Origin of the sequence: Solimonas terrae, from assembly GCF_011067135.1 — a bacterium.
GTDB classification, from domain to species: domain Bacteria; phylum Pseudomonadota; class Gammaproteobacteria; order Nevskiales; family Nevskiaceae; genus Solimonas; species Solimonas terrae.
In genome coordinates this window covers 30,866-56,028 of record NZ_JAAMOW010000002.1, presented here as the reverse complement: position 1 = coordinate 56,028, position 25,163 = coordinate 30,866, and the positions used below count along the sequence as shown (strand labels likewise).

Here is a 25,163-nt window from a genome sequence, read left to right as displayed (position 1 = left end):
CCCGGAAACACGATAGCCGCCCGGAGGCGGCTATCGGTCGAATCAGGTGGCTCCGCGAGTTGGACTCGAACCAACGACCCAGTGATTAACAGTCACTTGCTCTACCGACTGAGCTATCGCGGAACGGCAGGGGTGCGAATTCTAGTCAGGCGGTCGCAGCGATGCAATGTTTTTGGCCGCTGCGGTGCAAATGGAAAGGCCTCCGGGCTTGCGGAGGCCTTTTCACCACGGCGGAGACTCAGGCGAGCAGCGCCTTGATCCGCTCGACGCTGCCTTGCAGGACCTTGTCGCTGGTCGCGAACGACAGGCGGATATGACCCGGCGCGCCGAAGGCCGAACCCGGCACGACCGCAACCAGCGCCTTCTGCAGCAGGATTTCCGACAGCTCCAGATCATCCCTGGCGCCGAGCTTCGTCATCAGACCGTCGACATTCGGGAACGCGTAGAACGTGCCGTCCACCGGCAGACACTTCACGCCGGGAATCGTGTTGAGGTCGGCGACCAGCTGATCGTGACGACGCTTGAACGCCGTCACCATCTCCGTGACGCAGCCCTGATCGCCGAGCAGCGCCGCTTCGGCCGCGACCTGCGCGATCGAGTTCGGGTTCGAGGTCTGCTGCGACTGGATGTCCGCCATCGCAGTGATCAGCCTGGCCGGACCCGCCGCCCAGCCCAGACGCCAGCCGGTCATCGAATAGGTTTTCGACACGGCATGGATGATCACCGTGCGGTCATACAGATCCGGACAGGCATTGATGATGTTGCTGTACGGCTCCGCGGTCCACAGGATCTTCTCGTACATGTCGTCGGTGGCGATGACGATCTGCGGATGCTTGCGCAGCACCTCGCCGAGTGCGGTCAACTCGGCCTTCGAATAGGCCATGCCCGACGGGTTCGACGGCGAGTTCAGCCACAGCATGCGGGTGCGCGGCGTGATCGCCCGTTCCAGCTGCTCGGGCGTGATCTTGAAGCGGGTCGCGTCGGTCGTGTACATGAACACCGGCGTGGCGTCGGCGAGCAGCACCATGTCCGGATATGAGACCCAGAACGGCGCCGGAATCAGGACTTCGTCGGTCGCGTTCAGCAGCGCCTGGCAAAGGTTGTAGCAGACCTGCTTGCCGCCGGTGCCGGCGACGATCTGGTTCGGCTTGTAGTCCAGCGCGTTGTCGCGCTGCATCTTGGTGATGATCGCCTTCTTCAGAGCCGGCGTGCCGCCGACCGCCGTGTACTTGGTCACGCCACGCTTGATCGCATCGATGGCCGCATCCTTGATGTGCTGCGGCGTATCGAAATCCGGCTCGCCCGCGGAGAGCGAGTAGACATCCTTGCCCTGCGCCTTGAGTTCGGCGGCCTTGGCGGTGACGGCGAGCGTCGGCGACGGCTTGATGCGGCCGACACGCTGCGCAAGTGACAGTTCCACGGTGATCATGCTCCGGTCTTGAGTGCCGCTGAAACGGCTGAAAACGCGGCGCAGGATGATACTGGAAACCCCCAGCCGCGCCCACCGAAACCGCGATGCATCACGCAAAATCGCTAGAATCGCGGCCCGTTTTCACGGCTTTCCCGCATGACGCTCCTCGCGCTCAAGAACATCAGCCTGCGTTTCGGCGGTCCGCCGCTGCTCGACGGCGTCAATTTCGCGATCGAGCGCGGCGAACGCGTCTGTCTGCTGGGTCGCAACGGCGAAGGCAAATCGACGCTGATGCGGATTGTCACCGGCCAGCAGCAGGCCGACGACGGCGACGTCATGCGCAGCCAGGGGCTGCGCATCGCGGAAATGCCGCAGGACGTGCCCAAGGGCCTGTCCGGCACGGTGCGCGAGGTGATCGCCAGCGGCGGCGGCAAGGTCGGCGCGGCGCTCGCCGAGTACCACCACCTGTTGCACGAGAATCCGGACGACCTCGACCGGCTCGGCAGCCTGCAGCAGATTCTCGACACGCAGAACGGCTGGGCGCTCGACGCCCGCATCGATGCACTGGTCGCCAAGCTGGATCTGCCCGCCGATACCGATTTCAACGCCCTGTCCGGCGGCCTCAAGCGCCGCGCCCTGCTCGGCCGCGCGCTGGCGCTGGAACCGGAACTGTTGCTGCTCGACGAGCCGACCAATCACCTCGATCTGGATTCGATCGCATGGATCGAGAACTTTCTCGCCGACTGGGACGGCGCGTTGCTGTTCATCACGCATGACCGCTCGTTCCTGCGGCGCCTGGCAACGCGCATCGCAGAACTCGATCGCGGCCAGCTGACGAGCTGGCCCGGTGACTACGACAACTACCTGCGCCGTCGCGAGGAACGCCTGCACGCTGAGGCGCAGGAAGTCGCACTGTTCGACAAGAAGCTCGCGCAGGAAGAAGCCTGGATTCGCAAGGGCATCGAGGCGCGCCGCACGCGCGACATGGGCCGCGTCAAGCGCCTCTACGAAATGCGCGAGCAGTACGCGCAGCGCCGCAATCTGCAGGGAACGGCGCAGTTCACAGTGCAGGACGCGGAACGCTCCGGCAAGCTGGTCGCTGAGGCGAAGAACCTGAGTTATGCAGCCGGCGGCAAGACCATCGCGCGGAATTTTTCGACCACGGTGCTGCGCGGCGACAAGATCGGCATCATCGGTCCGAACGGCGTCGGCAAGACCACGTTGCTGCGTCTGCTGCTCGGCCAGTTGCACGCGGACAGCGGCGAGGTGCGCACCGGCAGCAATCTCGAAATCGCCTGGTTCGATCAGCTGCGCTCGACGCTCGACGAAAGGAAGACCGTCTGGGAAAACATTGCCGGCGGCAAGGAATACGTGGAGCTCGGCGGCGCGCGCAAGCACGTCATGAGCTACCTGCAGGAATTCCTGTTCACACCGGACCGCGCGCGCAGCCCCACGCATGTGCTGTCCGGCGGGGAGCGCTCGCGCCTGCTGCTCGCGCAGCTGTTCTCGCAGCCGGCGAATCTACTGGTGCTCGACGAACCGACCAACGATCTGGATGTCGAGACGCTCGATCTGCTCGAAGAACTGATCGTCGATTTTGCCGGCACCGTGCTGGTGGTGTCGCACGATCGTGCATTCCTCAACAACGTCGTCATGCGCACACTGGCCTTCGAGGGCGACGGCCGCATCGGCGAATACATCGGTGGCTACGACGACTGGCTGCGCCAGCGCCCCGTGGCCACGGCCAGACCGGCAGCGGGCACCAAGCCGAAACCGGCGGCCGTGCCCGTCGTCGCCACGGCACCGGCGTCGAAGTCGCCGCTCGACAGCAAGCAGAAGCGCGAGCTGGCCGAGCTGCCCGGCAAGATCGAGAAGCTGGAAGCCGAGCAGGAAGCGCTGGGACTGAAGCTGGCCACGCTGTATGCGAGCGATCCGGGCAAGGCGGTCGAAACGCAGAAAGCCCTCAGCGCGATCGAGCAGACCCTGGCCACCGCCTACGCGCGCTGGGAGTCGCTGGAAAGCCTGCGCGACGCCTGATCGCCACGTTCAGGGCGCGGCTTTCGGCAGCGCCGCTGCCGGCGATGGCAGGCCGGCGCCGATGATGGCCGTGCCGCCGTCTGCGGTCGCTGCGACCACGCCGTTTTCCGGTACGGCAACGCCCTGCGCGGCGGCATCGCCCGCGTCGTCCGTTTCCTTGCCGTCGGTGTCGCGATTCATGACCACGATGCTGATGCGGCGGTTGGTCGGATCGTCCGGGTGCGCCTTGTCGAACAGCACCGTCGAAGCCAGGCCGACGATGCGATCGATCTTGTCTTCGGACATGCCGCCGGCGATCAGCGCACGTCGCGCCGCATTGGCACGATCGGTCGACAGCTCCCAGTTCGTGTAGCCGGCGGCGTTGCCGTATTGCGTGACATCGGTGTGCCCGGAAATGCTGATGTGGTTCGGCACCGTGTCGATGAACTTGGCCAGCTCGGCGAGGATCACCGTCGTGTAGGGCTTGAGCGTGGCGCCGCCGAGATCGAACATCGGCCGATTCTGCTGGTCGACGATCTGGATGCGCAGACCTTCCTTCGTCAGATCGAGCAGCAGCTGGTCCTTGAACGGCTGCAGCGTCTGGCTGTTGCGGATCGCCTCCAGCAGATCCTGGCGCAGGGCTTCGAGGCGTTGGCGGTCGATCGCGCGCGCGGCCTTCTCGATGTCCTTCGGCATCGCCGGCGTGCGCGGTTCGCGCGCCTCGTCCGGTTTCGGCCGATTCATCGTGCCGTTGAGGTCGATCACCGAATCGGCGGAGCCGCCCGGCCCGTTCGCGCCCGGCGCCGGTTTCTGCGCCTCGCCGACCGTCGCACTGGGATTGTTGAAGTAGTCCGAGATCGCCGCGCGTTGCTGCTTGTCGCTGATGCCGACGATCCACATGACCATGAAAAACGCCATCATCGCCGTCACGAAATCGGCATACGCCACCTTCCAGGCGCCGCCGTGATGGCCGGCGGCGGCGACCTTCTTGATGCGGCGGATGATGATTTCGGCGCTGTCACCGGCCACGGCGGATCACCGGCTGCCTTTCAAGTGACTCTCGAGTTCGGCAAACGGCGGCCGCATGCGCGCGTTCAGCGACTTGCGTGCGAACTCGATCGCGACGATCGGGTTGTAGCCGCGCAGGCTGGCCAGCAGTCCCGCCTTCACGCATTCGAACGCGCGGCTGTCTTCGATCACCCGCCCCTCGATCGCTGCCGCCAGCGGCCCGATGAAGCCGTATGCCAGCAGGATGCCGAGAAAGGTGCCGACCAGCGCCGCCGCCACATGGTGACCGATCTCGTTGACCGGACCGTCGAGCGAGCCCATGGTGATGACGATGCCGAGAACCGCGGCGACGATGCCGAAGCCCGGCAGGCCGTCGGCGGCCTTCTGCAAGGCGTGCGCCGGCGCCAGCGCCTCGTGATGATGGGTTTCCAGTTCGAGTTCCAGCAGCGGCTCGAGCTCGTGCGGGTTGATGTTGCCGCCGATCATCAGGCGCAGGCAGTCGGTCATGAACTCCAGCAGGTGATGGTCGGCCAGCATTTCCGGGTATTTCGCGAACAGTTCGCTGCCTGACGGATTATCGACGTCGTCCTCAAGCGACATCACGCCGGACTTGCGGATCTTGCTGAGCACGTCGTAGAGCAGCGACAGGATCGCCAGATACTGCGGCTTGCCGTATTTGGGGCCCTTGAGGATCGAGAGACAGCTCCTGAAGGTTTCCTTGACGACGCCCATCGAATTCGACGCGAGGTAGGCGCCGAGCGCCGACCCGCCGATGATGAGCAGTTCGAACGGCTGCCACAGTGCGCCGAGATGGCCCTTCGAGGCCATGAAGCCGCCGATCACGCTGAGCAGGACGAGTAGGGAGCCGATGATCGGCAGCATGTCGAAATCCGTCTGGAAGGCACTGCGACGCCAGGCGGCCGCATCTCCCCTTTATTGGCCGACGAGCGAAAAACTTGACCCCTCCGACCCCGACAGGGGTGACGTTCGTCGGCCGACAGCGATGATCCCGACCCTGCAGTACTCTATGCCGCCCCCTTTGATACCGGACCCACCGGCCCCAGATTCTTGCCATGCAGGAAGCCCCCCGCGACGCGCTGAAAGACCGCCGGCTCAAGGAGCGCGACGCCGGTCTGTTCCAGATGAAGGCCGAATGGTCGCCGGCCGGTGATCAGCCGACGGCGATCGCCACGCTCGCCGAAAACCTGCGCGACGGCCTTGCCCACCAGACGCTGCTCGGCGTCACCGGCTCCGGCAAGACCTTCACGATCGCCAACGTCATCCAGCAGCTGCAGCGGCCGGCGCTGATCATGGCGCCGAACAAGACGCTGGCGGCGCAGCTGTACGGCGAGTTCCGCGAGTTCTTTCCGAACAATGCGGTCGAGTACTTCGTCTCGTACTACGACTACTACCAGCCGGAAGCCTATGTGCCGAGCACGGACACCTTCATCGAGAAGGACAGCTCGATCAACGAGCACATCGAGCAGATGCGCCTGTCGGCAACCAAGGCGCTGATGACGCGTCGCGACGCGATCATCGTCGCGTCGGTGTCGGCGATCTACGGCCTCGGCGATCCGGAGCAGTACTTCCAGATGGTGCTGCATCTGATCAAGGGCGAGCGCCTGCCGCAACGCGAGCTGATCCGCCAGCTGACGTCGATGCAGTACGTGCGCAACGAGGTCACGCTCGAACGCGGCACCTACCGCGTGCGCGGTGATGTCATCGATATCCATCCGGCGGAGAACGACGCGGCGGCCATCCGTGTCGAACTGTTCGACGACGAGATCGATTCGATTTCCGAGTTCGATCCGCTGACCGGCGAGCTCAAGCGCAAGCTGCCGCGCGTGACGATCTTCCCGAAGTCGCACTACGTCACGCCGCGCGAGAAGATCGTCGGCATGTTCGACGCGATCCGCGACGAACTGCACGAGCGCATCAAGCTGCTGCGCCTGCAGAACAAGCTGCTGGAAGCACAGCGCATCGAACAGCGCACGCAGTTCGATCTGGAGATGATTCGCGAGATCGGCTACTGCAACGGCATCGAGAACTACTCGCGCTATCTTTCGGGCCGCAATCCGGGCGAGCCGCCACCGTGTCTGTTCGATTACCTGCCGCCGGACGCGATCGTCGTGCTCGACGAATCGCACGTCACCGTTCCGCAGATCGGCGCGATGTACAAGGGCGACCGCTCACGCAAGGAAACGCTCGTCGAATACGGTTTCCGACTGCCGAGTGCGCTCGACAACCGGCCGCTGCGCTTCGACGAGTTCGAGCGCATCTGCCCGCAGACGATCTACGTCTCGGCCACGCCGGGACCGTACGAGCTTGATCATTCGAGCGGCGCGATCGCCGAACAGGTGGTGCGGCCAACCGGCCTGATCGACCCACCGACCGAGATCCGCCCGGCGTCGAGTCAGGTCGACGACCTGCTCGGCGAGATCCGCCTGCGTGCCGAGCAGAAGGAGCGCGTGCTGGTGACCGTGCTGACCAAGCGCATGGCCGAGGACCTGACCGATTATCTGCACGAGAACGGCGCCAGGGTCCGTTACATGCACTCGGACGTCGATACCGTCGAACGTGCCGAGATCATCCGCGACCTGCGCCTCGGTCTGTTCGACGTGCTGATCGGCATCAATCTGCTGCGCGAGGGCCTCGACATTCCGGAGGTTTCGCTGGTCGCGATCCTCGATGCCGACAAAGAGGGCTTCCTGCGCTCCGAACGCTCGTTGATCCAGACCATCGGTCGCGCGGCGCGCAATCTCAACGGCAAGGCGATTCTCTACGCCGATCGCGAGACCGACTCGATGAAGCGCGCACTCGGCGAAACCGATCGCCGACGCAGCAAGCAGATCGCGTACAACGCCGCACACGGCATCACGCCGAAGGGCGTGCAGAAGCGCATCGCCGACGTCATGCGCTACGGCTACGAGGATTATCAGGTCGGCGCCGCGCTGAAGGCCGCCGAGGTGAAAGCCCGCTACGACGTACTGTCACCGGCGGAGATGCAGAAGAAGATCAACAAGCTCGAAAAAGACATGAAGCAGCACGCGATGAACCTGGAGTTCGAGGCCGCCGCGAAGCTGCGCGACCAGATTCGCAAGCTGCGCGAGCAGGCGCTCGTCAGCGCCAGCTGAGTCGTCGCACCTACGGGTCGAACGCCGCGGCGACGGTACCCGGCGTCAGCAGCTGCGGCAGCACATGTGCGTCGCCCGTCGGCGGAAAGACCAGATACAGCGGTACGCCGGTGCGGCCAAAGCGCTGCAGCAGCGCGGTGATCGCCGGGTCGGCGCTGGTCCAGTCACCGCGCAGCAGCGCAACGTCGTGCGCGGCATAGGCCTGCCGCGCGGCCGCGCTGTCGAGCGCGACGCGCTCGTTGAGCTTGCAGGTGATGCACCAGTCGGCCGTGAGATCGACAAAGACGGTGCGGCCCTGCTGGCGCAGCGCGTCAAGGTGCGCGGCGCTGTAAGGCTGCCACTGCGCCGCCGCGGACGCAGCATCCGCCGGCATCGCCGGCACCGCCGCCGGCTGTGCCGGCCACGCGATCAGGCCGATCGAAGCGGCCAGCGCCGCCGGCGCGCCGACGCGCCGCAACCATCGCGCACGCGGCAGGCACCAGACACAGAACGCGAGCAGCACCAGGCCCGACAGCGCGGCGACGACCGCCGCCATGCCGGCCTGCCGGCCGAGCACCCACAGCAGCCAGACCACCGTGAAATACAGCGGGAACGCCATCGCCTGCTTGAACGTGTCCATCCAGGCGCCGGGCCGCGGCAGCAGGCGCGCGGCGCGCGGCGACCACGCCAGCAGCAGGAACGGCGAGGCAAGGCCGAGACCGAGCATCGCGAACACGCTCAGCGCCAGCGGCCACGACTGGGTCATCGCGTAGCCCAGCGCCGTGCCCATGAACGGCGCCGTGCAGGGGCTGGCGACGATGACGGCGAGCACACCGGTGAAGAAGGTGCCGACCTCGCCGTCGCGTGCGGCGAGATTCTGTCCGACGCCCATCAGACCGCCGCCGATGTGCAGCGCGCCGCTCAGCGACAGCGCCATCACGAACATCAGATAGGCGAGCAGGCCGACGAAGAATGGCGACTGCAGCTGAAAGCCCCAGCCCAGCGCCTGGCCGCCGGCACGCACCAGCAGCAGCGCGGTCGCGACCGCGACCGCGACGCAGGAGAGCACGACGCCGGCGGTATAGACCAGCGCCTGGCGATGCTGGCGCGCCGGATCGGCGGCGCCCTGCAGCAGCGAGACCGCCTTGATCGACAGCACCGGAAACACGCAGGGCATGAGATTGAGAACCAGGCCGCCACCGAACGCCAGCAGCAAGGCCAGCCAGTAGTGCGTGCCCGTCTCCGACGACGGCACGGCAACCGGCGCCGGGGCGGCATGCACCGCGATGCCGGTGGCGCCGGAAACAACCAGCACGCCATCCAGCATGCCGCCGACCGCCTCGACATCCGGGCGCACGGCCTGCGTCAGCACCAGCGCGTCGCCGTCCCAGTGCGGCTGCGGCGCCTGGCTGCCATCGAGCCACTGCCCTTCGCGGGTGAACAGCCGCAGCTGCGCCTCACGCCAGGCAGCCGGCGCCGGATCGACGCGCAGACGCAGCTGGCCGTCGCCGATCCGGTACTGCATCTGCGCCGTCGTCGCCCGCGGCAGCTGCGCGCGCGCCTGGTCGAAAGCGGCATGCTGCTGCGGATCGAGGACGGCCTCGTTCGCCACCGGACGCTGCAGCGCCAGCGTTGCGTGCTCCGGGATGCAGGCATCGGCGCAGGCGAGCCAGTGCGCTTCGACCTGCAGGTTCGCGTCGCGGCCGGCTGCCGTGGCCGGTACGTCGATGGTTACCAGATGCAGGGTCGGGTGCTCGTAGCCGATGTTGGCAATGTCGCCGCTGACGATCGCCTGCGGCACCGGCCACTCGATCGGTCCGGCAACGAAGCCGGCAGGCAGCCGCCAGTCCAGCGTCGTCGGCTGGCCGGCGTCGCCCGGGTTCTGCCAGTAGGTGTGCCAGCCGGGCATGGGGCTGAGGCGCACCGCAAAATGATTCGGACCCGGCGCCAGCGTCGATGCTTCCGACAGCAACTCCGCCTGCACCCTCGGGCTTTCGGCTGCCGCCGCCACGCGGGCGAAACCGAAGGTCGCGATCAGCAGGCAGAGAACGGCGAGAAAGAAGGGAAAGGGCCGACGGATTTCAGTGCGCATCGCGATAGATCCAGTGTTCAACACCCAACTCCTGAAGATAGGCCTCGGCGCCCGCCCCTTTCAGCAGGGCGATGGTCGAGTGCCCGCCGGCTTCGCTGCAGCTCGCTGCGACGACAGTGACGCTGCGCGCGGCGCCGTCTACCGGGCGGCCACTGCGCGGATCGAGCACATGGCCGTAACGTCTGCCGTCCCTGAGCACGTAGCGATGCGCATCGCCGCTGGTCGCGACCGCGCCGCGAAACAGCTGCAGTGACGGCGTGGCAATGCCATCGAAGCCGGTCGTGACGCCGACCCGCCAGGGCTGGCCGTTCGCCGGCGGCGCGCTCGCGGCGAGATCGCCGCCGCCATTGACGAGCACCGGACAGGCGCTGTCGGCAGCGGCCAGCGCAAGCGCGCGATCGACTGCGTATTCCTTGCCGATGCCGCCGAAGTCGATTTCCATGCCCGCCGGCAGGCGCAGGGTCTCGCCGTTCCAGTCGATCTTGTCCCAGCCCACGAGTGGCAGCAGCGCGGCGATGGTCGCGTCGCTCGGCACCCGATCGGAGCCGTCGAACACCCAGGCGCGGCGCAAGGCTCCGGTCGTGATATCGAACATGCCGTCGCTCGCGTCCCACAGCGCCTGCGCATAGTCGAGCAGGCGCGCGGTCTCGTCGTCGATCGCGATCGCCTTGCCGGCAGCGTGGTTGATGGCGTGCACCAGACCGTCGTCGCGATAGCGGCTGTACTTGTGTTCGATGCGGTGCACCTCGGCGGCGACCTGTACCGTGATGCGGTGCGTCTCGCGTGCACTGGCACCGGCGACATGCACTTCCCAGGGACTCGCCATCGCGCGGAACTGGCCTCGGGGGCAGCCCTCCGCGTCGATGGCGAGTTTAGGAACATCGTTGCTCACAGGGAGAAACGATATCCGACGGTGGCCATCACGGCCTTGGTGTCCGGTACCAGCTTGCCGAATTTCGAAAGGCCGTCGGCCGCGGCGGCCGGCACACCCTTGCCATCCGGCGTCTCCACGTAGTACGAAAGTCGCAGCGTCAGATCCGAGCCGCCCTGGAAGGTGTGCCCGAACTGCAGGCCGCCGGTCCAGGTGTCCATGCCACCGAGCCGGTAGTCGGCCGACGCATCCTGCACCTGCGTCTCCTGCCCGTCGTACAGTGCGACGTGGTAGAAGTCGGCCGCCGTCTGCCGGTAGTAGCGCACTTGCGGTTCGAGATAGTTGGCGGCGCTGAAGCGCCAGCGATAGTCCAGCTCGACCGTATGGCTGTCGATCCCCCAGTCGTCGGTCTGGAAGCGATAGCTGGCCCGCAGCGTGTCGGTACCCAGCGCGCGCATGTATTCGGCATAGACGCCGGTCTTGGTACGCGTGCCCGGGCGCTTTTCGTAGACGTAGCGCAAGGGCTCGCCGTCGCTGCCGACCACCGACAGAATCTTGTAAGGATCGGTCAGGTAGCCGCTCGCATGGCTGTAGATCAGATTGACGCGCAGCAGGCTTTTCGGGTCGAGCACCTGGGTGACGCCAGCGAGCAGATCGAAGGTGCTCTTGCTCTTGCTCGATCCGCCGTGACCGTCGTCATCGCCACCGGAGTTCGACTTCACGCTGAGCGGATCGGGGGCGCCGCCGACCGGGTCGACGGTGTCGGCCGCAAACGAGCCACCGAGAGCCAGCGTCGTGTTGTGCTCGAAGAAGTCGCGCTGCACGCGCAGCGAGCCGCCCAGCGAGCGGTAGTCGTATTCCGTGGAGACATTGAGCCCGTAGGCTGCCTTCCAGTCGTCGAACAGCGGCGCCGAATAGTCGAGCGCCAGTGCGACCCGCGTGTCCTTGAAGGTATCGTCGAGCGGAATCTTGCCCGGCTGCGTCGTGTAGCTGGTGCTGCCGGACGGTCCGGTGACAGTGCGCGGCGTCGAGGATGGTGTCGCGCCGTTGGGCGTCGGCCCCGTCAGGGTATCGAGCGTCAGCTTGGCGCCGAGACTGCGTTCATCCCAGTTGCGATTCGCGGACACCACCGGTTCGAACAGCGAGACGCGGCCGGATTCCGCGTAATACAGCGCAGCCGTATCGATATCCCACTTCGCATCGGCAGCCGTGGCAATGGCCGGCGCACCGAGCAGCGCACAGGCAGCGGCGCCGAGCGCCTTGGTCTTGTTCATTGTCGAATCCTTGCCCATCAGTTGCAGCCGCAGCCGCCACCGCCGAAGCCGCGTCCACCGCTGGCGGCTTCCTTGCTGAAGTAGATGTGATCATCGAGCGCGGCCTGCAGCGGCTGACGATCCGGGCTCATGTCCGGCCGGCTCAGCACCTCGCGCTGCCAGGGTCTCGCTCCCATCTGCGCGCAACCGGCGAGCAGGGCAACGGCAAGCAGCAAAATCATGTTTCTCACGGTGTGGTTCCCCTGGGAGACAGTGCGTCCTGGATGGCGTGTTCGTATTCGTCGGTCTGGCCGGCGCGAAAACCGCTGTGCCGACTGAGGACGTGGCCGTCGGCGTCCAGCAGCACCGCGTACGGCATGCCTTCGATCGCGTACTGCTCGGCCAGCGCGCCGTCCGGATCGCGCACGATCGGAAACTGCGGGGCGTGCGCCCTCAGAAAGCGGTCGGCACTGGCCGACTGCGTATCGACGCCGACACCGACGACGTGCAAACCGCGTGCGCCGTACTTCGCCTGCATGGCATTGAGCCACGGAAACGACTCCGCGCAGGGGCCGCACCAGGACGCCCAGAAGTCGACATAGGTGACGTGGCCGCGGTAGGCATCCAGTGACGGTGCCGTTCCGGCCGCACGTGCCAGGCCACCACAACCGCATAACAGCAACGCGACGAACAGTCGCAATCCGATACGCCCAGCTCGCATACGCTCGACCTTGTTCCGGTAATGAGGGGAGTCCGTCGAACGCTCGGCATCGGGTGCACGACAGACCTTGCGTCTGGTCTTGCAGTCGCAGTGCCAGCGCCACGCGTTTACGGGCCGGCCGTGCAAGAAGATGAAATGAATCGGATTTCTGTCAGCGAATGCGGATCGGGCCCGGCACGGACGGCCTGCAGCTTCCTGCAGTTGCGCAAAATGTTTCTGCAATTCCTTGCGGGCCGCCGCGTCGCAAGCCGCGGATGCACGATCACCACTGGGGTTGCTGCACATCCGCGCGAGGCGCACGCGCAAAGCGCTTGCCCAGCCCCGCCAAACAGGTTATCTTCCGCGCCCTTCGTGAGACCCACAGGCGCGTAGCTCAGCTGGTTAGAGCACTACCTTGACATGGTAGGGGTCGTTGGTTCGAGTCCAATCGCGCCTACCAATTCTCCGTCCGAGGACGGTCAGAACGGTACAGATAACCGCGCTCATGCGCGGTTTTTTGTTGGTTTTGTGTTTTTCGGTGTCCCCTGCCGTCCACCGGCAGCTCTTGCTTGACCGCGATAAGAATCGCACTAACTTACGTGTCGGCCTTCCGACGTCCCCCACGGCTGTCGTAGCCCACAATAAGACCCGCTGCTCAGAATCCGGGCCCTTCTTGCGGCACAATCCCGGCCAAGGGAAATCAAGAGGGGCAATGAACCACCAATCTCTATCCGCCTTCATCTGGTCGGTGGCCGACCTGCTGCGCGGTGATTACAAGCAATCCGAATACGGCCGGGTGATCCTGCCGTTCACGGTGCTGCGGCGCCTGGACTGCGTGCTGGAACCCAGCAAAGCCGCGGTGCTGCTGGAGTTCGAGGCCAAGACCAAGGCCGGCCTGAACCCCGAGCCGTTCCTGGAACGCAAGAGCGGCCAGCGCGGGCTGTACAACACCTCGCCGCTGGACATGAAGACCCTGATGGGCGACCAGGACCACATCCGCGAGAACCTGTACAGCTATCTCCAGGCGTTCTCGCCGGCGGTGCGCGACATCTTCGAGCGCTTCGAATTCCACGCGCAGATCGACCGGCTCGCCAAGGCCAAGCTGTTGTATCAGGTCACCGAGAAGTTCGCCGGCATCGACCTGCATCCCGAGGCCGTCGACAACCACCAGATGGGTCTCGTCTTCGAGGAGCTGATTCGCAAGTTCGCGGAAATCTCGAATGAGACCGCTGGTGAGCACTTCACCCCGCGCGAGGTCATCCGCCTGATGGTGAATCTGATCTTCGTCGAGGACGACGACGTGCTGTCCAAGCCCGGCGTCGTGCGTACGATCTATGACCCGACGGCCGGGACCGGCGGCATGCTCAGCATCGCCGGCGAATACCTCGCCGAGCACAACCCGCAAGCGCGGCTCACCGTCTTCGGCCAGGAGCTGAACCCGGAGTCCTACGCCATCTGCAAGGCGGACATGCTGATCAAGGGTCAGGACATCGCCAGTATCGCCTTCGGCAACACGCTTTCCGAGGACGGCCACCACGGCCAGCATTTCGACTACATGCTGTCCAACCCGCCGTTCGGCGTGGAATGGAAGAAGGTCGAAAAGGATGTCCGCAAGGAACACGAGCAGCAAGGCTACAACGGTCGCTTCGGTCCCGGCCTGCCGCGGGTGTCCGATGGCTCGATGCTGTTCCTGCTGCATCTCATTTCGAAGATGCGCCCGACGAAGGACGGCGGCAGCCGCTTCGGCATCGTTCTCAACGGCTCACCGCTGTTTACCGGCGGTGCCGGCAGCGGCGAAAGCGAGATCCGCCGCTACGTGCTGGAGAACGATCTGCTGGAAGCGATCATCGGCCTGCCGACCGACATGTTCTACAACACCGGCATCGCCACTTATGTGTGGATCGTCTCCAACCGCAAGCCGGCCGCGCGCAAGGGCAAGGTCCAGCTCATCGACGCCTCCGGCTACTGGCAGAAGATGCGCAAGAGCCTCGGCAGCAAGCGCAAGGAGCTCAGCGACGCGCATATCGAGCGCGTCACGCGTCTGTTCGGCGAGTTCGCGGAGGCAAGCGAAGACGGCAGGCCGATCAGCCGCATTTTCAAGAACGAAGACTTCGGCTACCGCACCATCACCGTCGAGCGCCCGCTGAAGGACGAGCACGGCAAGCCGGTGATCGGCAGCAAGGGCAAGCAAAAGGGCAAACCGCAACCGGACAGCAGCCTGCGCGACACCGAGAATGTGCCGCTGTCCGAAGATGTGGACACGTACTTCAAACGCGAAGTGCTGCCGCACGCACCGGACTCGTGGATCGACCACGACAAGACCAAGGTCGGTTATGAAATCCCGTTCAACCGGCACTTCTACGTGTTCAAACCACCGCGACCGCTCGCGGAGATCGATGCCGAGCTGAAGGCCTGCACCGATCGGATCAAGCAGATGATCGAGGGGCTGTCGGCGTGACGAACTTGTCTGGAACAAGTTCGAACAGCCGCGCAGCGGCTGGCCCGAAGGGCGAGGGCATGGATCGCCCGAGTAGCTTTCCGCGATATCCAGAGTACAAGCCATGCGGAGTGGATTGGTTAGGGGAAGTACCGGCGACTTGGGAAGTGAAACGCTTGCGCTTCGCTGCACAGATCAACCCGACCAAGAGCGAAATCGCGCACGAGCCGCGAGATGCCGAGGTTTCATTTCTGCCGATGGAAGCCGTTGGCGATGATGGCTCGTTGAACCTCGAGCGCACACGTCCGATCGGCGAAGTCGAAACCGGTTACACGTACTTCCGCGAAGGTGATGTAACGGTCGCCAAGATCACGCCGTGTTTTGAGAACGGCAAAGGTGCCGTGATGCGAGGTCTCGTCGGCGGATTTGGCTTCGGCACCACCGAACTCACAGTTGCACGACCGCGTGTCGGGCTGACCTCTTCAGAGTATCTTCATTGGCTGTTCAGCTCCTCACCATTTCGCTCGCTTGGCGAGGCATCGATGTATGGTGCCGGGGGGCAGAAGCGCGTACCTGAGGATTTCTTCCGTGACTTTGCAATCGGGCTTCCCGCTCTCGCAGAACAAACCGCCATCGCCGCCTTCCTCGACCGCGAGACCGCCAAGATCGATGCGCTGGTGGCGGAGCAAGAAAAGTTGATCGCGTTGCTCAAGGAAAAGCGTCAGGCCGTCATCTCCCACGCCGTCACCAAGGGCCTCAACCCAGACGCCCCGATGAAACCCTCCGGCATCGAGTGGCTGGGGGCTGTGCCGGCGCATTGGGCGATCATGCGTCTCAAGCGTGACTTGGCGTTCATCACAAGCGGTTCGCGTGGTTGGGCTGAGTACTACGCTGACGACGGCGAGTTGTTCATCAGAATTGGCAACCTGACGCGAGAAACGCTCGAACTTGATCGGTCAGATATTCAAAGAGTCTCCGCACCAGCAGGAGCCGAAGGCGAACGCACCGTCGTGGCACCTGGGGACTTGCTGTTCTCAATTACGGCCTATCTCGGGTCGGTTGCTGTCGCCCCAGAGGGTATGGAGAAGGCTTACGTTAGCCAGCACGTAGCACTTGCCCGTCTGACTGGGGCGAAGCTGCTCCCTCGATGGGTTGGATACATAGTGCTGTCGGCGGTTGGAAAAACGTACCTTGACGAGCAGGCTTACGGCGGAACAAAGATCCAGCTCGGCCTCGACGACGTTGCGAATATGACATGCATCGTCCCGCCGCTTGAAGAGCAGAAACAAATTGCGACTGCCCTGGACAAACTTACGTCAGAAGTGGACTCGCTTTTGGCCGAAGCCGAGTGCGCCATCACCCTCCTCAAGGAACGCCGCGCCGCCCTGATCTCCGCCGCCGTCACCGGCCAGATCGACGTGAGAGGGATCGCGACGTGATCTGCGCCGCCGTCTCCGGCCCGCCGCGCTGCATCGAGGCGGGCGCTGGCCGGCCCATCGCGATCACGACTCGAAATCCGGACGCGCCTGGGCAGATCGACATACGTCATGCAGCAGTATCCGAAACGGAAAGCCATCCATGCAGCCCCTGAATGCCCTTACCGACACCGACCTGGAACGACTTGACGACTTTCTTGCCTCGGACGACATGCCGGAATCGGCCATGGACGTGGCCACGCTGGAAGGCTGGCTGACGGCGCTGGCCATCGGCCCGCGTCTGGTGATGCCCTCGGCCTGGCTGCCCTGGGTCTGGGACTTCGAGGATGGCCGGGAAGAAGCCGTTTTCGCCGATTCGACGCAGGCCAACGAGATGCTGGCTATCATCATGGGCCTGTCCAATCGCATCGCCGAGACCTTCCGGCGGAATCCGCGAGCCTTCGAGCCGGTCTTCTACCGCCGGGCCGAATGGGGCGCTGCGGAGTGGTGTGAAGGCTTTCTCAAAGCCACGCTGACGTTTGACGCCGACGCATGGTCAGCGCTCTGGACCATGGATGCGTTCCAGGACCCGGGCAATACGAACCGCTCCGGTCTGATCACTCCTTTCCTGCGCCTGGGTGACGCCGAGGGTCTGGAGATCACGAAGAAGGAAGGCGACGCCCGGCGCTGGGTCGATGCCATCGTGCCGTCATTGCTGGCCATCGACGCGCATTGGGCCCAGCAGCGTGCGGAGCCGGCGGCCGCACAGGCGCCCGCGCCCATGCGGCGTGCAACGCCCAAGGTGGGCCGCAACGACGCCTGCCCGTGCGGCTCGGGCAGGAAGTTCAAGAAGTGCTGCGGACAATCCCCGACGCTTCACTGAGTACGAACGCCGCATGAACACGCATCCGCAAACGATCCAGATCTTCCTGCCGTCCGGCGATCCGCAGGGCATCCGCATCGCCAGTATCACCACACGCATCGTGCAGGTGATCGAGGTGCCGCGCAGCTTGCTGCCGCACTTCCTGAGGATGCCGGAGGCGGCGCAAGTGGGCTTGTACTTTCTGATCGGCGAGAGCGAGAGCGGTGATCGGCCGCAGGTCTATATCGGCCAGACCGGTACGCTGGCGGAGCGGCTCGCGGCGCACAACCAGAAGAAGGAATTCTGGAATCGCGCATTGGTGGCAATCTCGCTGACCCACAATCTCACCGGCACGCATGCGGGCTTTCTGGAGTGGCTGTCGATCGCGCAGGCCGACAAGGCTGGGCGCTATGCGATGGAGAACGGCAACGCCGGCAGCCGCCCGCATACGCCGGCGCCGCTGCAAGCCGAGTGCACGGAACTGCACGACACGATTCGCGTGCTGCTGGCGACGCTCGGCCATCCGCTGTTCGAACCGCTGGCGCGCATCAGCGCCAAGGCGGATGACGCCGGTCTGTTCTACTGCCGCGCCTCGGAAGCCGACGCGCGCGGCCTGTTCACGGAAGAAGGCTTTGTCGTGCTCAAGGGATCGAGCGGTCGCATGGAAACGGTGCCCTCGTTTCAGGCGCACGGCTATCAACGTGTACGCGATCGCCTGCTCGAGCAGGGCGTGCTGGTCCAGCGGGACGGACGCGTGCACTTCGAGCGCGACCATCTGTTCGCCTCCCCCAGCGCCGCAGCCGCCTGCGTCACCGGCCGCACCGCCAACGGGCTGATCGAGTGGAAGGATGCGCAGGGGCGGACGCTGAGCGAGGTCCGCGGCACACCACCAAGCACCGGCGAAGCTAGCTGACCGAAGTGGTCGGATACCAGAGTTCAATGCGACCAGGTGCCGCAGAATTCTTCTCCGCCTCGTCGGCAGCCGCCCGATAAACCTTGGCAATGTAAGGCGGCCGGTGCCGCCCCACAAAGCTCAGGATGCGCGGCGCGGTGGCGACGAAGGCCTGCGCCAGTTGCGGATACGGCGCGGCGCCGATGACGACGAGCAGTGCGACGCGATGATGCATGACCGCCGCAAGTTCATTGGGCTTGTAGCGAATGCGACCATCGTGTGTGACGGCGATCCAGCCTTTCTTGCCGATGTCTTTCAGCCAGTCCTCGTCCGGGCAATCGTGCGCGAAATGTTCGGCGTGGCGCTCCACCGTGAGGCCGGCTGCGCGCAGGATGTCGGGAAATTTCTTGCCGAGGTTGCGGTCGGTGAAGAAAACCGGACTCACGCTGCGTCTCAGGCAGCACGCTCGTACAGTACGGCTTCCTCGATTTCATCAGCGCTCAGATCGTAGTCTTCGGCGAGGTCGACCATGCTCTCACCCGCATCGATGCGTTCTGCGATCGCGGCCGTGGTGATGCCGCCGCGCGCGAGCACAGGGCGGCCGAAGGCGATATTGGCCGCAATGGCGACGGGGCGCCTGTCGGCAATGGCGACACCGCTCGAAATGTACGGATACAGCCGCACCGGGAATTTCCATCCGTCCCATTCGACGCGCGCCAGATGCTCGTTGAACGTGCGACGCATGGCGATCTGTCCGGAAGCGGAAAGTTCGATCAGTTCGCCATAGTGAGCAAGCAATAGCTTGCCGGCATCAGTGCGAAGCTCCGGACTGAGCAGCAGATGATCGTTGCCGAGTTTCTTCTGGGCGTATTCGATGGCGCGGCGCAGGGCGTCCATCGAAACGCCATGATCGGTGCGCAACGAGCGCAGCACGTGAGCCTCGATCAAGTTCCAGAACGACAGCGTGGGTGGCGGCGTCTTGGCAGGCTTAATCAATGGCCGGAAATGGCCTTGGCCGTTGCCGACCGGATACGAGCGACCGACAAACCACGCGCGCAGCGTCGCCGGCGCCACCTTGAGGTAGCGTGCGGCTTCGGCCAGGGTGTAGGCCGGCTGGCTGCGGATATCGGACTTTGCCATGTCGAAGGCGGGCTCCGGTGAAATTGGCGGCATTGTAATGGAACAGGGCTGTTCCGCCGCCGTGGCACACGGGGATGAAGCAGCGCTTTTTGATCAGCCAGCGGTACAGGCCGGTGCCCTTTTCCGCATTCTCAAAGACAAGAGCTTTGCAATCAGCGGGTTATGATCTGGTACTGATTGTCAGTTTATTTGATGGCGATTGATCAGAGCGACGCAGCCAGCGCAGACGGGGGGAATACGTGAGCCTGCACAAGGAAATCGAGTTCGAGAACGATGTCTGCGCACATCTCGCAGCACACGGCTGGTTCTACGCCGAAGGCGATGCCGCCGGCTACGACCGCGCCCGTGCGCTGTTTCCGGCCGATGTCGTCGCCTGGGTGCAGTCCTCGCAGCCGAAAGCCTGGGAGGCCTTGAGCAAGACGCACGGCGGCACTGCGCAGTCCGTATTGCTCGATCGCATCCGCAAGCAAATGGACGATCGCGGCGCGCTGGACGTATTGCGCCACGGTGTCGAGATCATCGGTTTGAAGCAGCCGCTGACATTGGCGCAGTTCAAGCCGGCGCTGGGCATGAACCCGGAGATCATGGCCCGCTATGAAGCCAACCGGTTGCGGGTGGTGCGGCAGGTGAAGTATTCGCTGCACAACGAGAACTGCATCGACCTCGTGCTGTTTCTGAATGGCGTTCCGGTGGCCACGGTCGAGCTGAAGACGGACTTCACGCAGAGCGTCGAAGATGCCGTCGATCAGTATCGCTTCGACCGGCAACCCCGCCAGAAGGGTCAGACGGCAGCCGAACCGCTGCTGGAGTTTCCACGCGGTGCGCTGGTGCATTTCGCCGTCAGCAACAGTGAAGTGCGGATGTGCACCAAGCTCGCTGGGCCGATCACAACCTTCCTGCCATTCAATAAGGGCGATCATGGCGGTGCCGGCAACCCGGTGAACCCGAACGGCCATCGCACGGCTTATCTGTGGGAGCAGGTCTGGGCGCGCGAGAGCTGGCTGGAGATTCTAGGCCGCTATCTCGTCACCCCGCGCGACGACAAGAAGAAGATCGAGGCCATCATCTTTCCGCGCTACCACCAGCTCGATGCCACGCGAAAGTTAGTTGAGGCGGTGCGCGCAGAAGGCCCTGGCCAGAAGTACCTGATCCAGCATTCGGCCGGCTCCGGCAAGACCAATTCCATTGCCTGGACGGCGCATTTTCTCGCCGACCTTCACGACGGCGGGCACCAAAAGCTGTTCGATACCGTGCTGGTGGTGAGTGATCGCACGGTACTGGACTCGCAGCTTCAGGAAGCGATCTTCGACTTCCAGCGCACCACCGGCGTGGTCGCGACGATCACGAACGAGCACGGTTCCAAGAGCGCACAGCTCGCGGAAGCGCTGTCTGGCAACAAGAAGATCGTGGTCTGCACGATCCAGACGTTTCCGTTCGCACTGGCCGCCGTGCAGGAGCTGGCGGCCACGCAGGGCAAGCGCTTCGCGGTCATCGCCGATGAGGCGCACAGCTCGCAAACTGGCGAGGCGGCGTCCAAGCTGAAGCAGGTGCTGTCGGCCGAGGAACTGAAAGAGCTGGCCGACGGCGGCGAGATCAGTAACGAGGACATTCTCGCTGCGCAGATGTCGGCGCGCGCAGCCGAGAGCGGCATCACGTACGTGGCCTTCACAGCCACACCCAAGGCCAAGACGCTGGAGCTGTTCGGGCGTCGTCCCCTGCCGGACCAGCCAGCCAGCGCCACCAACCTGCCGGCGCCGTTTCACGTGTACTCGATGCGCCAGGCCATCGAGGAGGGTTTCATCCTCGACGTTCTCAAGAACTACACGCCGTACAAGCTTGCCTTCAAGCTGGCGACCGGCGAGCAGGAACTGGACGACAAAGCCATTGAGCGCAGTCAGGCGATGAAAGGCTTGATGCGCTGGGTCAAGCTGCACCCCTACAACATCGCGCAGAAGGTGCAGGTCGTCATCGAGCACTTCCGCGAAAACGTCGCGCCGCTGCTCGACGGCTACGCGAAGGCGATGGTGGTTGTGGGTAGCCGCCAGGAAGCGGTGCGCTGGAAGCTCGCGATCGATCGCTACATTGCATCACAGAAGTATCGACTGGGAACGCTCGTCGCATTTTCAGGAGAAGTGACAGACCCGGATTCCGGACCCGATCCGTTCACTGAGAACTCGGCCACGCTCAATCCGAATCTGAAGGGCCGCGACATCCGTCAGGCCTTCGCCAGTGACGAGTACCAGATTCTGCTGGTCGCCAACAAATTCCAGACCGGGTTCGATCAGCCGCTGCTGTGCGGCATGTACGTCGACAAGCGACTGGCAGGCATTCAGGCGGTGCAGACACTCTCACGCCTCAATCGCGCCTATCCGCGCAAGGACACAACGTACATTCTCGACTTCGTCAACGATCCGCTCGAGATTCTCGCCGCGTTCAAGACCTATCACGAGACGGCCGAGCTGGAGAACGTGACTGATCCGAATCTCGTCTACGATCTGCGCGCCAAGCTCGACGCGCAGGGGTACTACGATGATCAGGAGGTCGAGCGCGTCGTCACCGCCGAGTTGAATGCGCGATCGCAGGCCGAGCTTTCCGCTGCCATCGAACCAGTCGCCGACCGGTTACTCAAGCGGCACAAGGCGGCCCGGGAAGCGCTCGCAGCGGCCCAGACCGCAAAGAACGCCGACGCCGAACAATCGGCACGTAACGAGATCGAGGCGCTGGAGCTGTTCCGGCGCGATATTGGCGGCTTCGGCCGCGTCTACGCCTTCCTGTCGCAGATCTTCGACTACGGCAACACGGCATTAGAGAAGCGCGCGATCTTCTTCAAACGCCTGTTGCCATTGCTGGAGTTCGGCCGGGAACGCAGCGGAGTCGATCTGTCGAAAGTCGTGCTGACCCACCATAAGCTCAAATCGCAAGGCGCACAGACACTGAGCCTGTACAAGGGCGAGACGGAAAAGCTGGGGCCGATGACCGACACGGGTGGCGGCGAGGTACGCGAGCCGGAGAAGGTATTTCTCAGCCAGATCATCGCCAAGCTCAACGACCTGTTCGAGGGCGAGCTGACGGATGAAGACAAGCTCGTTTATGTGAACAATGTCATCAAGGGAAAGCTGCTCGAATCGGGACTGCTCGTCGCGCAGGCCAAGGGCAACACCAAGGAGCAATTCGCGAACTCTCCGGACCTCAATGCCGAGCTGATGAACGCGATCATGGACGCGCTGTCCGCACACACTGCCATGAGCAAGCAGGCACTCGATTCGGAGAAAGTGCGGCAGGGGCTCAAGGACATCTTGCTCGGGCCGGCTCGACTATACGAAGCGCTGCGGGAACGAGCCGAGACGGCGCGGGCCGCACAAGGCTAGCCCCTTGTCCTGCACCCTGACCGCGCAAAAGCCGACAGCATCCTGCGCACACAGCGACCGTTCGTCGGACAAATCGGGAAAGAATACTCAGGTGCCCAGCACCAGCAATGCTTGGCTTTTCTGAAAATGGCTGGATACTCTGCACCGAACGCACAACTATCGCACCAACTCTCAATTCGGCGCGACGATATTATCTTTTAATTCAAATACATTACCGGTACTTCAGGTAGCAATCGCGCCTACCAACACCGGAAGAACCCTCGGCCATTCGCCGAGGTTTTTTGCGTTGTGGCGGCCTCGAACCCACGACACGGTTGTGGTGCCATTCATGGCGTGGCTCGTTTCCCGATTTACCCGGCCCGGCCCTCCGTGGCCGGGCGTTCACGGTGCGCTCTGGACGCTACCAACCCATGCGTCGCAGCAACGGTTCCCGGTCGACGAACTGGTGCTTCAGCGCGCCGGCGACGTGCAAGCCAACGGCGGCGTAGAGCAGATAGCCGAATACGGTATGCCATTGCCCGAACAGTGTGTGCAAAGAGTCCTTGAGCGTCGGCTCAAGCGCCGTGATGATGCCGATGCGCGGCCAGGGCACGATGCCGAACAGGCGCATCGGATGTGTAGCGGCGGCGTTCCACGCCGAATCGTGCGCCCAGCCGGATAGCGGCAGTACAAAGATCAGTGTGTAAAGCAAACCGTGCACGAACATCGACAGGCGCCGCTCCCATGTCCGGTAGCGTGCCGGGTACTGCGGCGGCGTGTGTGCGAAGCGCCACAACAGGCGCAGCATGCCAAGCCCCAGCACGGTAATGCCGACCGATTTGTGCGTGTCGATCGTCAGCCGGACCCATTTGTCCGGCAGGCACTGCGCCAGGAGACCGAGGCTGACGTTGACGACCATCAAGGCCGCGATCAGCCAATGCAGTACGACAGCCGTGCGGGTGTAACGCAATGGCGGCACCGATGAAGATTTGGACATGAAAGCACGCCGAATGAATCTGGATGCAACACTAGCGCGTAACTGAGATCATTGCCGCGGCGGCATGTCCATTGCACTTGATTGGAAACCTGCTATCCAGATCTGTCATGGACACCCTCACACTCGCGCTGATGGAATCCTCGCCGCGCCTGCGGCCGCCCGCCACGCCGCTGCGCAGTCTGTTGATCCACGGTTGCGTGCTCATGCTGTGGCTGCTGCTGATTCTGGCCGCTTTCAGGCTCGGCGGCGTGTTTGCCTGGTCCGTCGGCATTGCCTACATCGTCTATGACACGGTGCTGCTGATGTTCGTCAGCTGGCAGCTGCGACACCTTGCCCGCACCTCAGCGCAGTCACCGGCGCAGGCAGCAGATACGCTGCCAGTGAGCCTCGGCGTCATCGTCGCAGCCTACAACGAGGCGGCGGCGCTGCCGCTGACGATTGCTGCACTGCTGCAGCAGGTCGATGCGCCGGATCGGATTGTCATCGCGGACGACGGTTCGACCGATGGCACTGCCGAGCTGCTCATCCAGCGCTACGGTCTCGAAATGCCGGCAGCGAATGCCCTGAGCGAGCCGGCGGCGGCGCATCCATCGCTGCGTTGGCTACGCGTTGCGCACGGCGGCAAGGCGCGCGCGCTGAACGCGGCGGCGCTGCATCTGGACACCGACGTCGTACTCACGGTGGACGCCGACACGCTGCTGGACGCGGACGCGGTCGCCGCTTTTCGTCACGCATTCAGCACCGAACCCGAACTCGTCGCCGCCACCGGCGTGCTGACGCCCATCTGCGGCCGTTCGTTCGGCGCGTCGATCCTGCAGTGGTTCCAGACCTACGAATACATTCGCAACTTCCTTTCGCGCTATGCCTGGATGCGCGCCGAGAGTCTGCTGCTGATCTCCGGAGCCTTCGCCGGGTTCCGCCGCAGGGAAATGCTGGCCGTCGGCGGCTTCGACCCCGATTGCCTGGTCGAGGACTACGAACTCGTGCATCGCTTGCGTCGTCACGCCGGCGTACACGCCACGGATTGGCGATTCCGGGTGCTCGGCGACGCACAGGCCCGCACCGACGCGCCGAACAACGTGCCTGCTTTTCTGCGCCAGCGCCAACGCTGGTTCGGCGGTTTCCTGCAGACGCAGTACTGGTATCGCGCGATGGTCGGCAGCAACACTTACGGCAAGCTCGGCACGCTGATGCTGCCCATCAAGGCTGTCGATACGCTGCAGCCGTTCTATGGCCTGAGCGCTTTCGTGCTGCTGCTTGCCTATCTTGTTGGCGGCCAGTTCAAGATCCTGCTGCCGGTATCCGCCGTGATCGGCACGAAGATCGCCATCGATCTGGCCTTTCACATGGCGTCGGTGCGCTGGTACCGCTTGTGGGTACAAGACACCCGGCGCATCGGCCTGGGCGCTGCGCTGCTCGCTGCGCTCGCCGAGCCGTTCTCGTTTCAGCTGCTGCGTCACAGCGGCGCGGTGATGGGTTGGTGGTCGTTCCTGAGCGGACGTCGCCAATGGGCACGGCAGAACCGTGAGGGCGTGCTCGCCAACACTGCCGCGCACGACGGATAAGCCAGGCGGCACCTGCCAAGCACCATCATCGGAATCGGCCCTTG

At 64.2% G+C, this 25,163-nt stretch carries 20 protein-coding genes and 2 tRNA genes; 10 read left to right on the top strand and 12 right to left on the bottom strand.

Features of this window, described 5'->3' with window-relative positions:
- Positions 1-47: 47 nt before the first annotated feature.
- Together G7Y85_RS03835 and G7Y85_RS03830 are read right to left on the bottom strand one after the other, a co-directional pair.
- Positions 48-123, bottom strand: a tRNA-Asn gene (locus G7Y85_RS03835).
- A gap of 115 nt (positions 124-238) precedes the next feature.
- Positions 239-1,420, bottom strand: a complete 1,182-nt coding sequence (locus G7Y85_RS03830; RefSeq protein ID WP_166253293.1) for a pyridoxal phosphate-dependent aminotransferase — start codon at positions 1,418-1,420, stop codon at positions 239-241.
- A 147-nt stretch (positions 1,421-1,567) separates the two neighbouring features.
- Between G7Y85_RS03830 and G7Y85_RS03825 the strand changes: the two genes are divergently transcribed.
- Entirely contained in the window at positions 1,568-3,448 is a 1,881-nt protein-coding gene (locus G7Y85_RS03825; RefSeq protein ID WP_166252057.1) for an ATP-binding cassette domain-containing protein, read from the top strand.
- A 9-nt stretch (positions 3,449-3,457) separates the two neighbouring features.
- Here G7Y85_RS03825 and motB read toward each other — a convergent pair whose 3' ends face one another.
- Positions 3,458-4,456, bottom strand: a complete 999-nt coding sequence (gene motB / locus G7Y85_RS03820) for a flagellar motor protein MotB (RefSeq protein WP_166252054.1) — start codon at positions 4,454-4,456, stop codon at positions 3,458-3,460.
- A 6-nt stretch (positions 4,457-4,462) separates the two neighbouring features.
- Positions 4,463-5,317, bottom strand: a complete 855-nt coding sequence (motA, locus tag G7Y85_RS03815) for a flagellar motor stator protein MotA (RefSeq protein WP_166252051.1) — start codon at positions 5,315-5,317, stop codon at positions 4,463-4,465.
- A gap of 260 nt (positions 5,318-5,577) precedes the next feature.
- Between motA and uvrB the strand changes: the two genes are divergently transcribed.
- Positions 5,578-7,569 (top strand): excinuclease ABC subunit UvrB, encoded by a 1,992-nt coding sequence (uvrB, locus tag G7Y85_RS03810; protein WP_166253290.1) that lies wholly within the window; start codon positions 5,578-5,580, stop codon positions 7,567-7,569.
- Between the two features lie 10 nt (positions 7,570-7,579).
- Here uvrB and G7Y85_RS03805 read toward each other — a convergent pair whose 3' ends face one another.
- The 5 genes from G7Y85_RS03805 to G7Y85_RS03785 form a co-directional block, all read right to left on the bottom strand.
- Entirely contained in the window at positions 7,580-9,640 is a 2,061-nt protein-coding gene (locus G7Y85_RS03805; protein WP_166252048.1) for a protein-disulfide reductase DsbD family protein, read from the bottom strand.
- A complete protein-coding gene (locus G7Y85_RS03800; RefSeq protein WP_166252045.1) occupies positions 9,630-10,466 on the bottom strand; it encodes an FAD:protein FMN transferase in 837 nt (278 codons plus the stop codon). Before G7Y85_RS03800 ends, G7Y85_RS03805 begins: the two co-directional genes overlap by 11 nt.
- A 62-nt stretch (positions 10,467-10,528) precedes the next feature.
- Positions 10,529-11,785, bottom strand: a complete 1,257-nt coding sequence (locus G7Y85_RS03795; protein ID WP_166252042.1) for a DUF3570 domain-containing protein — start codon at positions 11,783-11,785, stop codon at positions 10,529-10,531.
- 17 nt (positions 11,786-11,802) lie between these two features.
- Entirely contained in the window at positions 11,803-12,006 is a 204-nt protein-coding gene (locus G7Y85_RS03790; protein WP_166253287.1) for a DUF4266 domain-containing protein, read from the bottom strand.
- 5 nt (positions 12,007-12,011) lie between these two features.
- Positions 12,012-12,464: a TlpA family protein disulfide reductase gene (locus tag G7Y85_RS03785; RefSeq protein WP_206675483.1), complete on the bottom strand. Its 453-nt coding sequence runs from the start codon at positions 12,462-12,464 to the stop codon at positions 12,012-12,014.
- Between the two features lie 383 nt (positions 12,465-12,847).
- Between G7Y85_RS03785 and G7Y85_RS03780 the strand changes: the two genes are divergently transcribed.
- From G7Y85_RS03780 to G7Y85_RS03760, 5 genes are all read left to right on the top strand, one after another.
- Positions 12,848-12,924, top strand: a tRNA-Val gene (locus G7Y85_RS03780).
- A 252-nt stretch (positions 12,925-13,176) separates the two neighbouring features.
- A complete protein-coding gene (locus G7Y85_RS03775) occupies positions 13,177-14,922 on the top strand; it encodes a type I restriction-modification system subunit M (RefSeq protein ID WP_166253284.1) in 1,746 nt (581 codons plus the stop codon).
- Between the two features lie 146 nt (positions 14,923-15,068).
- The gene (locus G7Y85_RS03770; protein ID WP_166252035.1) at positions 15,069-16,340 is read left to right on the top strand and encodes a restriction endonuclease subunit S; all 1,272 of its coding nucleotides are present in this window, start codon (positions 15,069-15,071) and stop codon (positions 16,338-16,340) included.
- Between the two features lie 139 nt (positions 16,341-16,479).
- The gene (locus tag G7Y85_RS03765) at positions 16,480-17,199 is read left to right on the top strand and encodes a UPF0149 family protein (protein ID WP_166253281.1); all 720 of its coding nucleotides are present in this window, start codon (positions 16,480-16,482) and stop codon (positions 17,197-17,199) included.
- 13 nt (positions 17,200-17,212) lie between these two features.
- A complete protein-coding gene (locus tag G7Y85_RS03760) occupies positions 17,213-18,091 on the top strand; it encodes a GIY-YIG nuclease family protein (protein WP_166252032.1) in 879 nt (292 codons plus the stop codon).
- Here G7Y85_RS03760 and G7Y85_RS03755 read toward each other — a convergent pair.
- Positions 18,084-18,515, bottom strand: coding sequence for a PIN-like domain-containing protein (locus tag G7Y85_RS03755; protein WP_166252029.1), 432 nt, complete (start codon positions 18,513-18,515; stop codon positions 18,084-18,086). The genes G7Y85_RS03760 and G7Y85_RS03755 overlap by 8 nt on opposite strands.
- Before the next feature lie 8 nt (positions 18,516-18,523).
- Positions 18,524-19,210: a DUF433 domain-containing protein gene (locus tag G7Y85_RS03750; protein WP_166252026.1), complete on the bottom strand. Its 687-nt coding sequence runs from the start codon at positions 19,208-19,210 to the stop codon at positions 18,524-18,526.
- On the opposite strand from G7Y85_RS03750, the gene G7Y85_RS03745 reads away from it, so the two are divergent.
- Together G7Y85_RS03745 and G7Y85_RS03740 are read left to right on the top strand one after the other, a co-directional pair.
- Positions 19,209-19,376 carry a hypothetical protein gene (locus G7Y85_RS03745; RefSeq protein WP_166252023.1) on the top strand — a complete coding sequence of 56 codons (168 nt, stop codon included), beginning with the start codon at positions 19,209-19,211 and terminating at the stop codon, positions 19,374-19,376. The two genes, G7Y85_RS03750 and G7Y85_RS03745, sit on opposite strands and share 2 nt — an antisense overlap.
- A 73-nt stretch (positions 19,377-19,449) precedes the next feature.
- Positions 19,450-22,578 carry a type I restriction endonuclease subunit R gene (locus G7Y85_RS03740; protein WP_166252021.1) on the top strand — a complete coding sequence of 1,043 codons (3,129 nt, stop codon included), beginning with the start codon at positions 19,450-19,452 and terminating at the stop codon, positions 22,576-22,578.
- A gap of 400 nt (positions 22,579-22,978) precedes the next feature.
- Here the strand turns inward: G7Y85_RS03740 and G7Y85_RS03735 are convergent, their stop codons facing one another.
- Positions 22,979-23,554, bottom strand: a complete 576-nt coding sequence (locus G7Y85_RS03735; protein ID WP_166252018.1) for a cytochrome b — start codon at positions 23,552-23,554, stop codon at positions 22,979-22,981.
- Between the two features lie 107 nt (positions 23,555-23,661).
- Between G7Y85_RS03735 and G7Y85_RS03730 the strand changes: the two genes are divergently transcribed.
- On the top strand, positions 23,662-25,119 hold the full coding sequence (locus G7Y85_RS03730; protein WP_166252015.1) for a glycosyltransferase family 2 protein: 1,458 nt from the start codon (positions 23,662-23,664) through the stop codon (positions 25,117-25,119).
- The last annotated feature ends 44 nt before the right edge of the window (positions 25,120-25,163 follow it).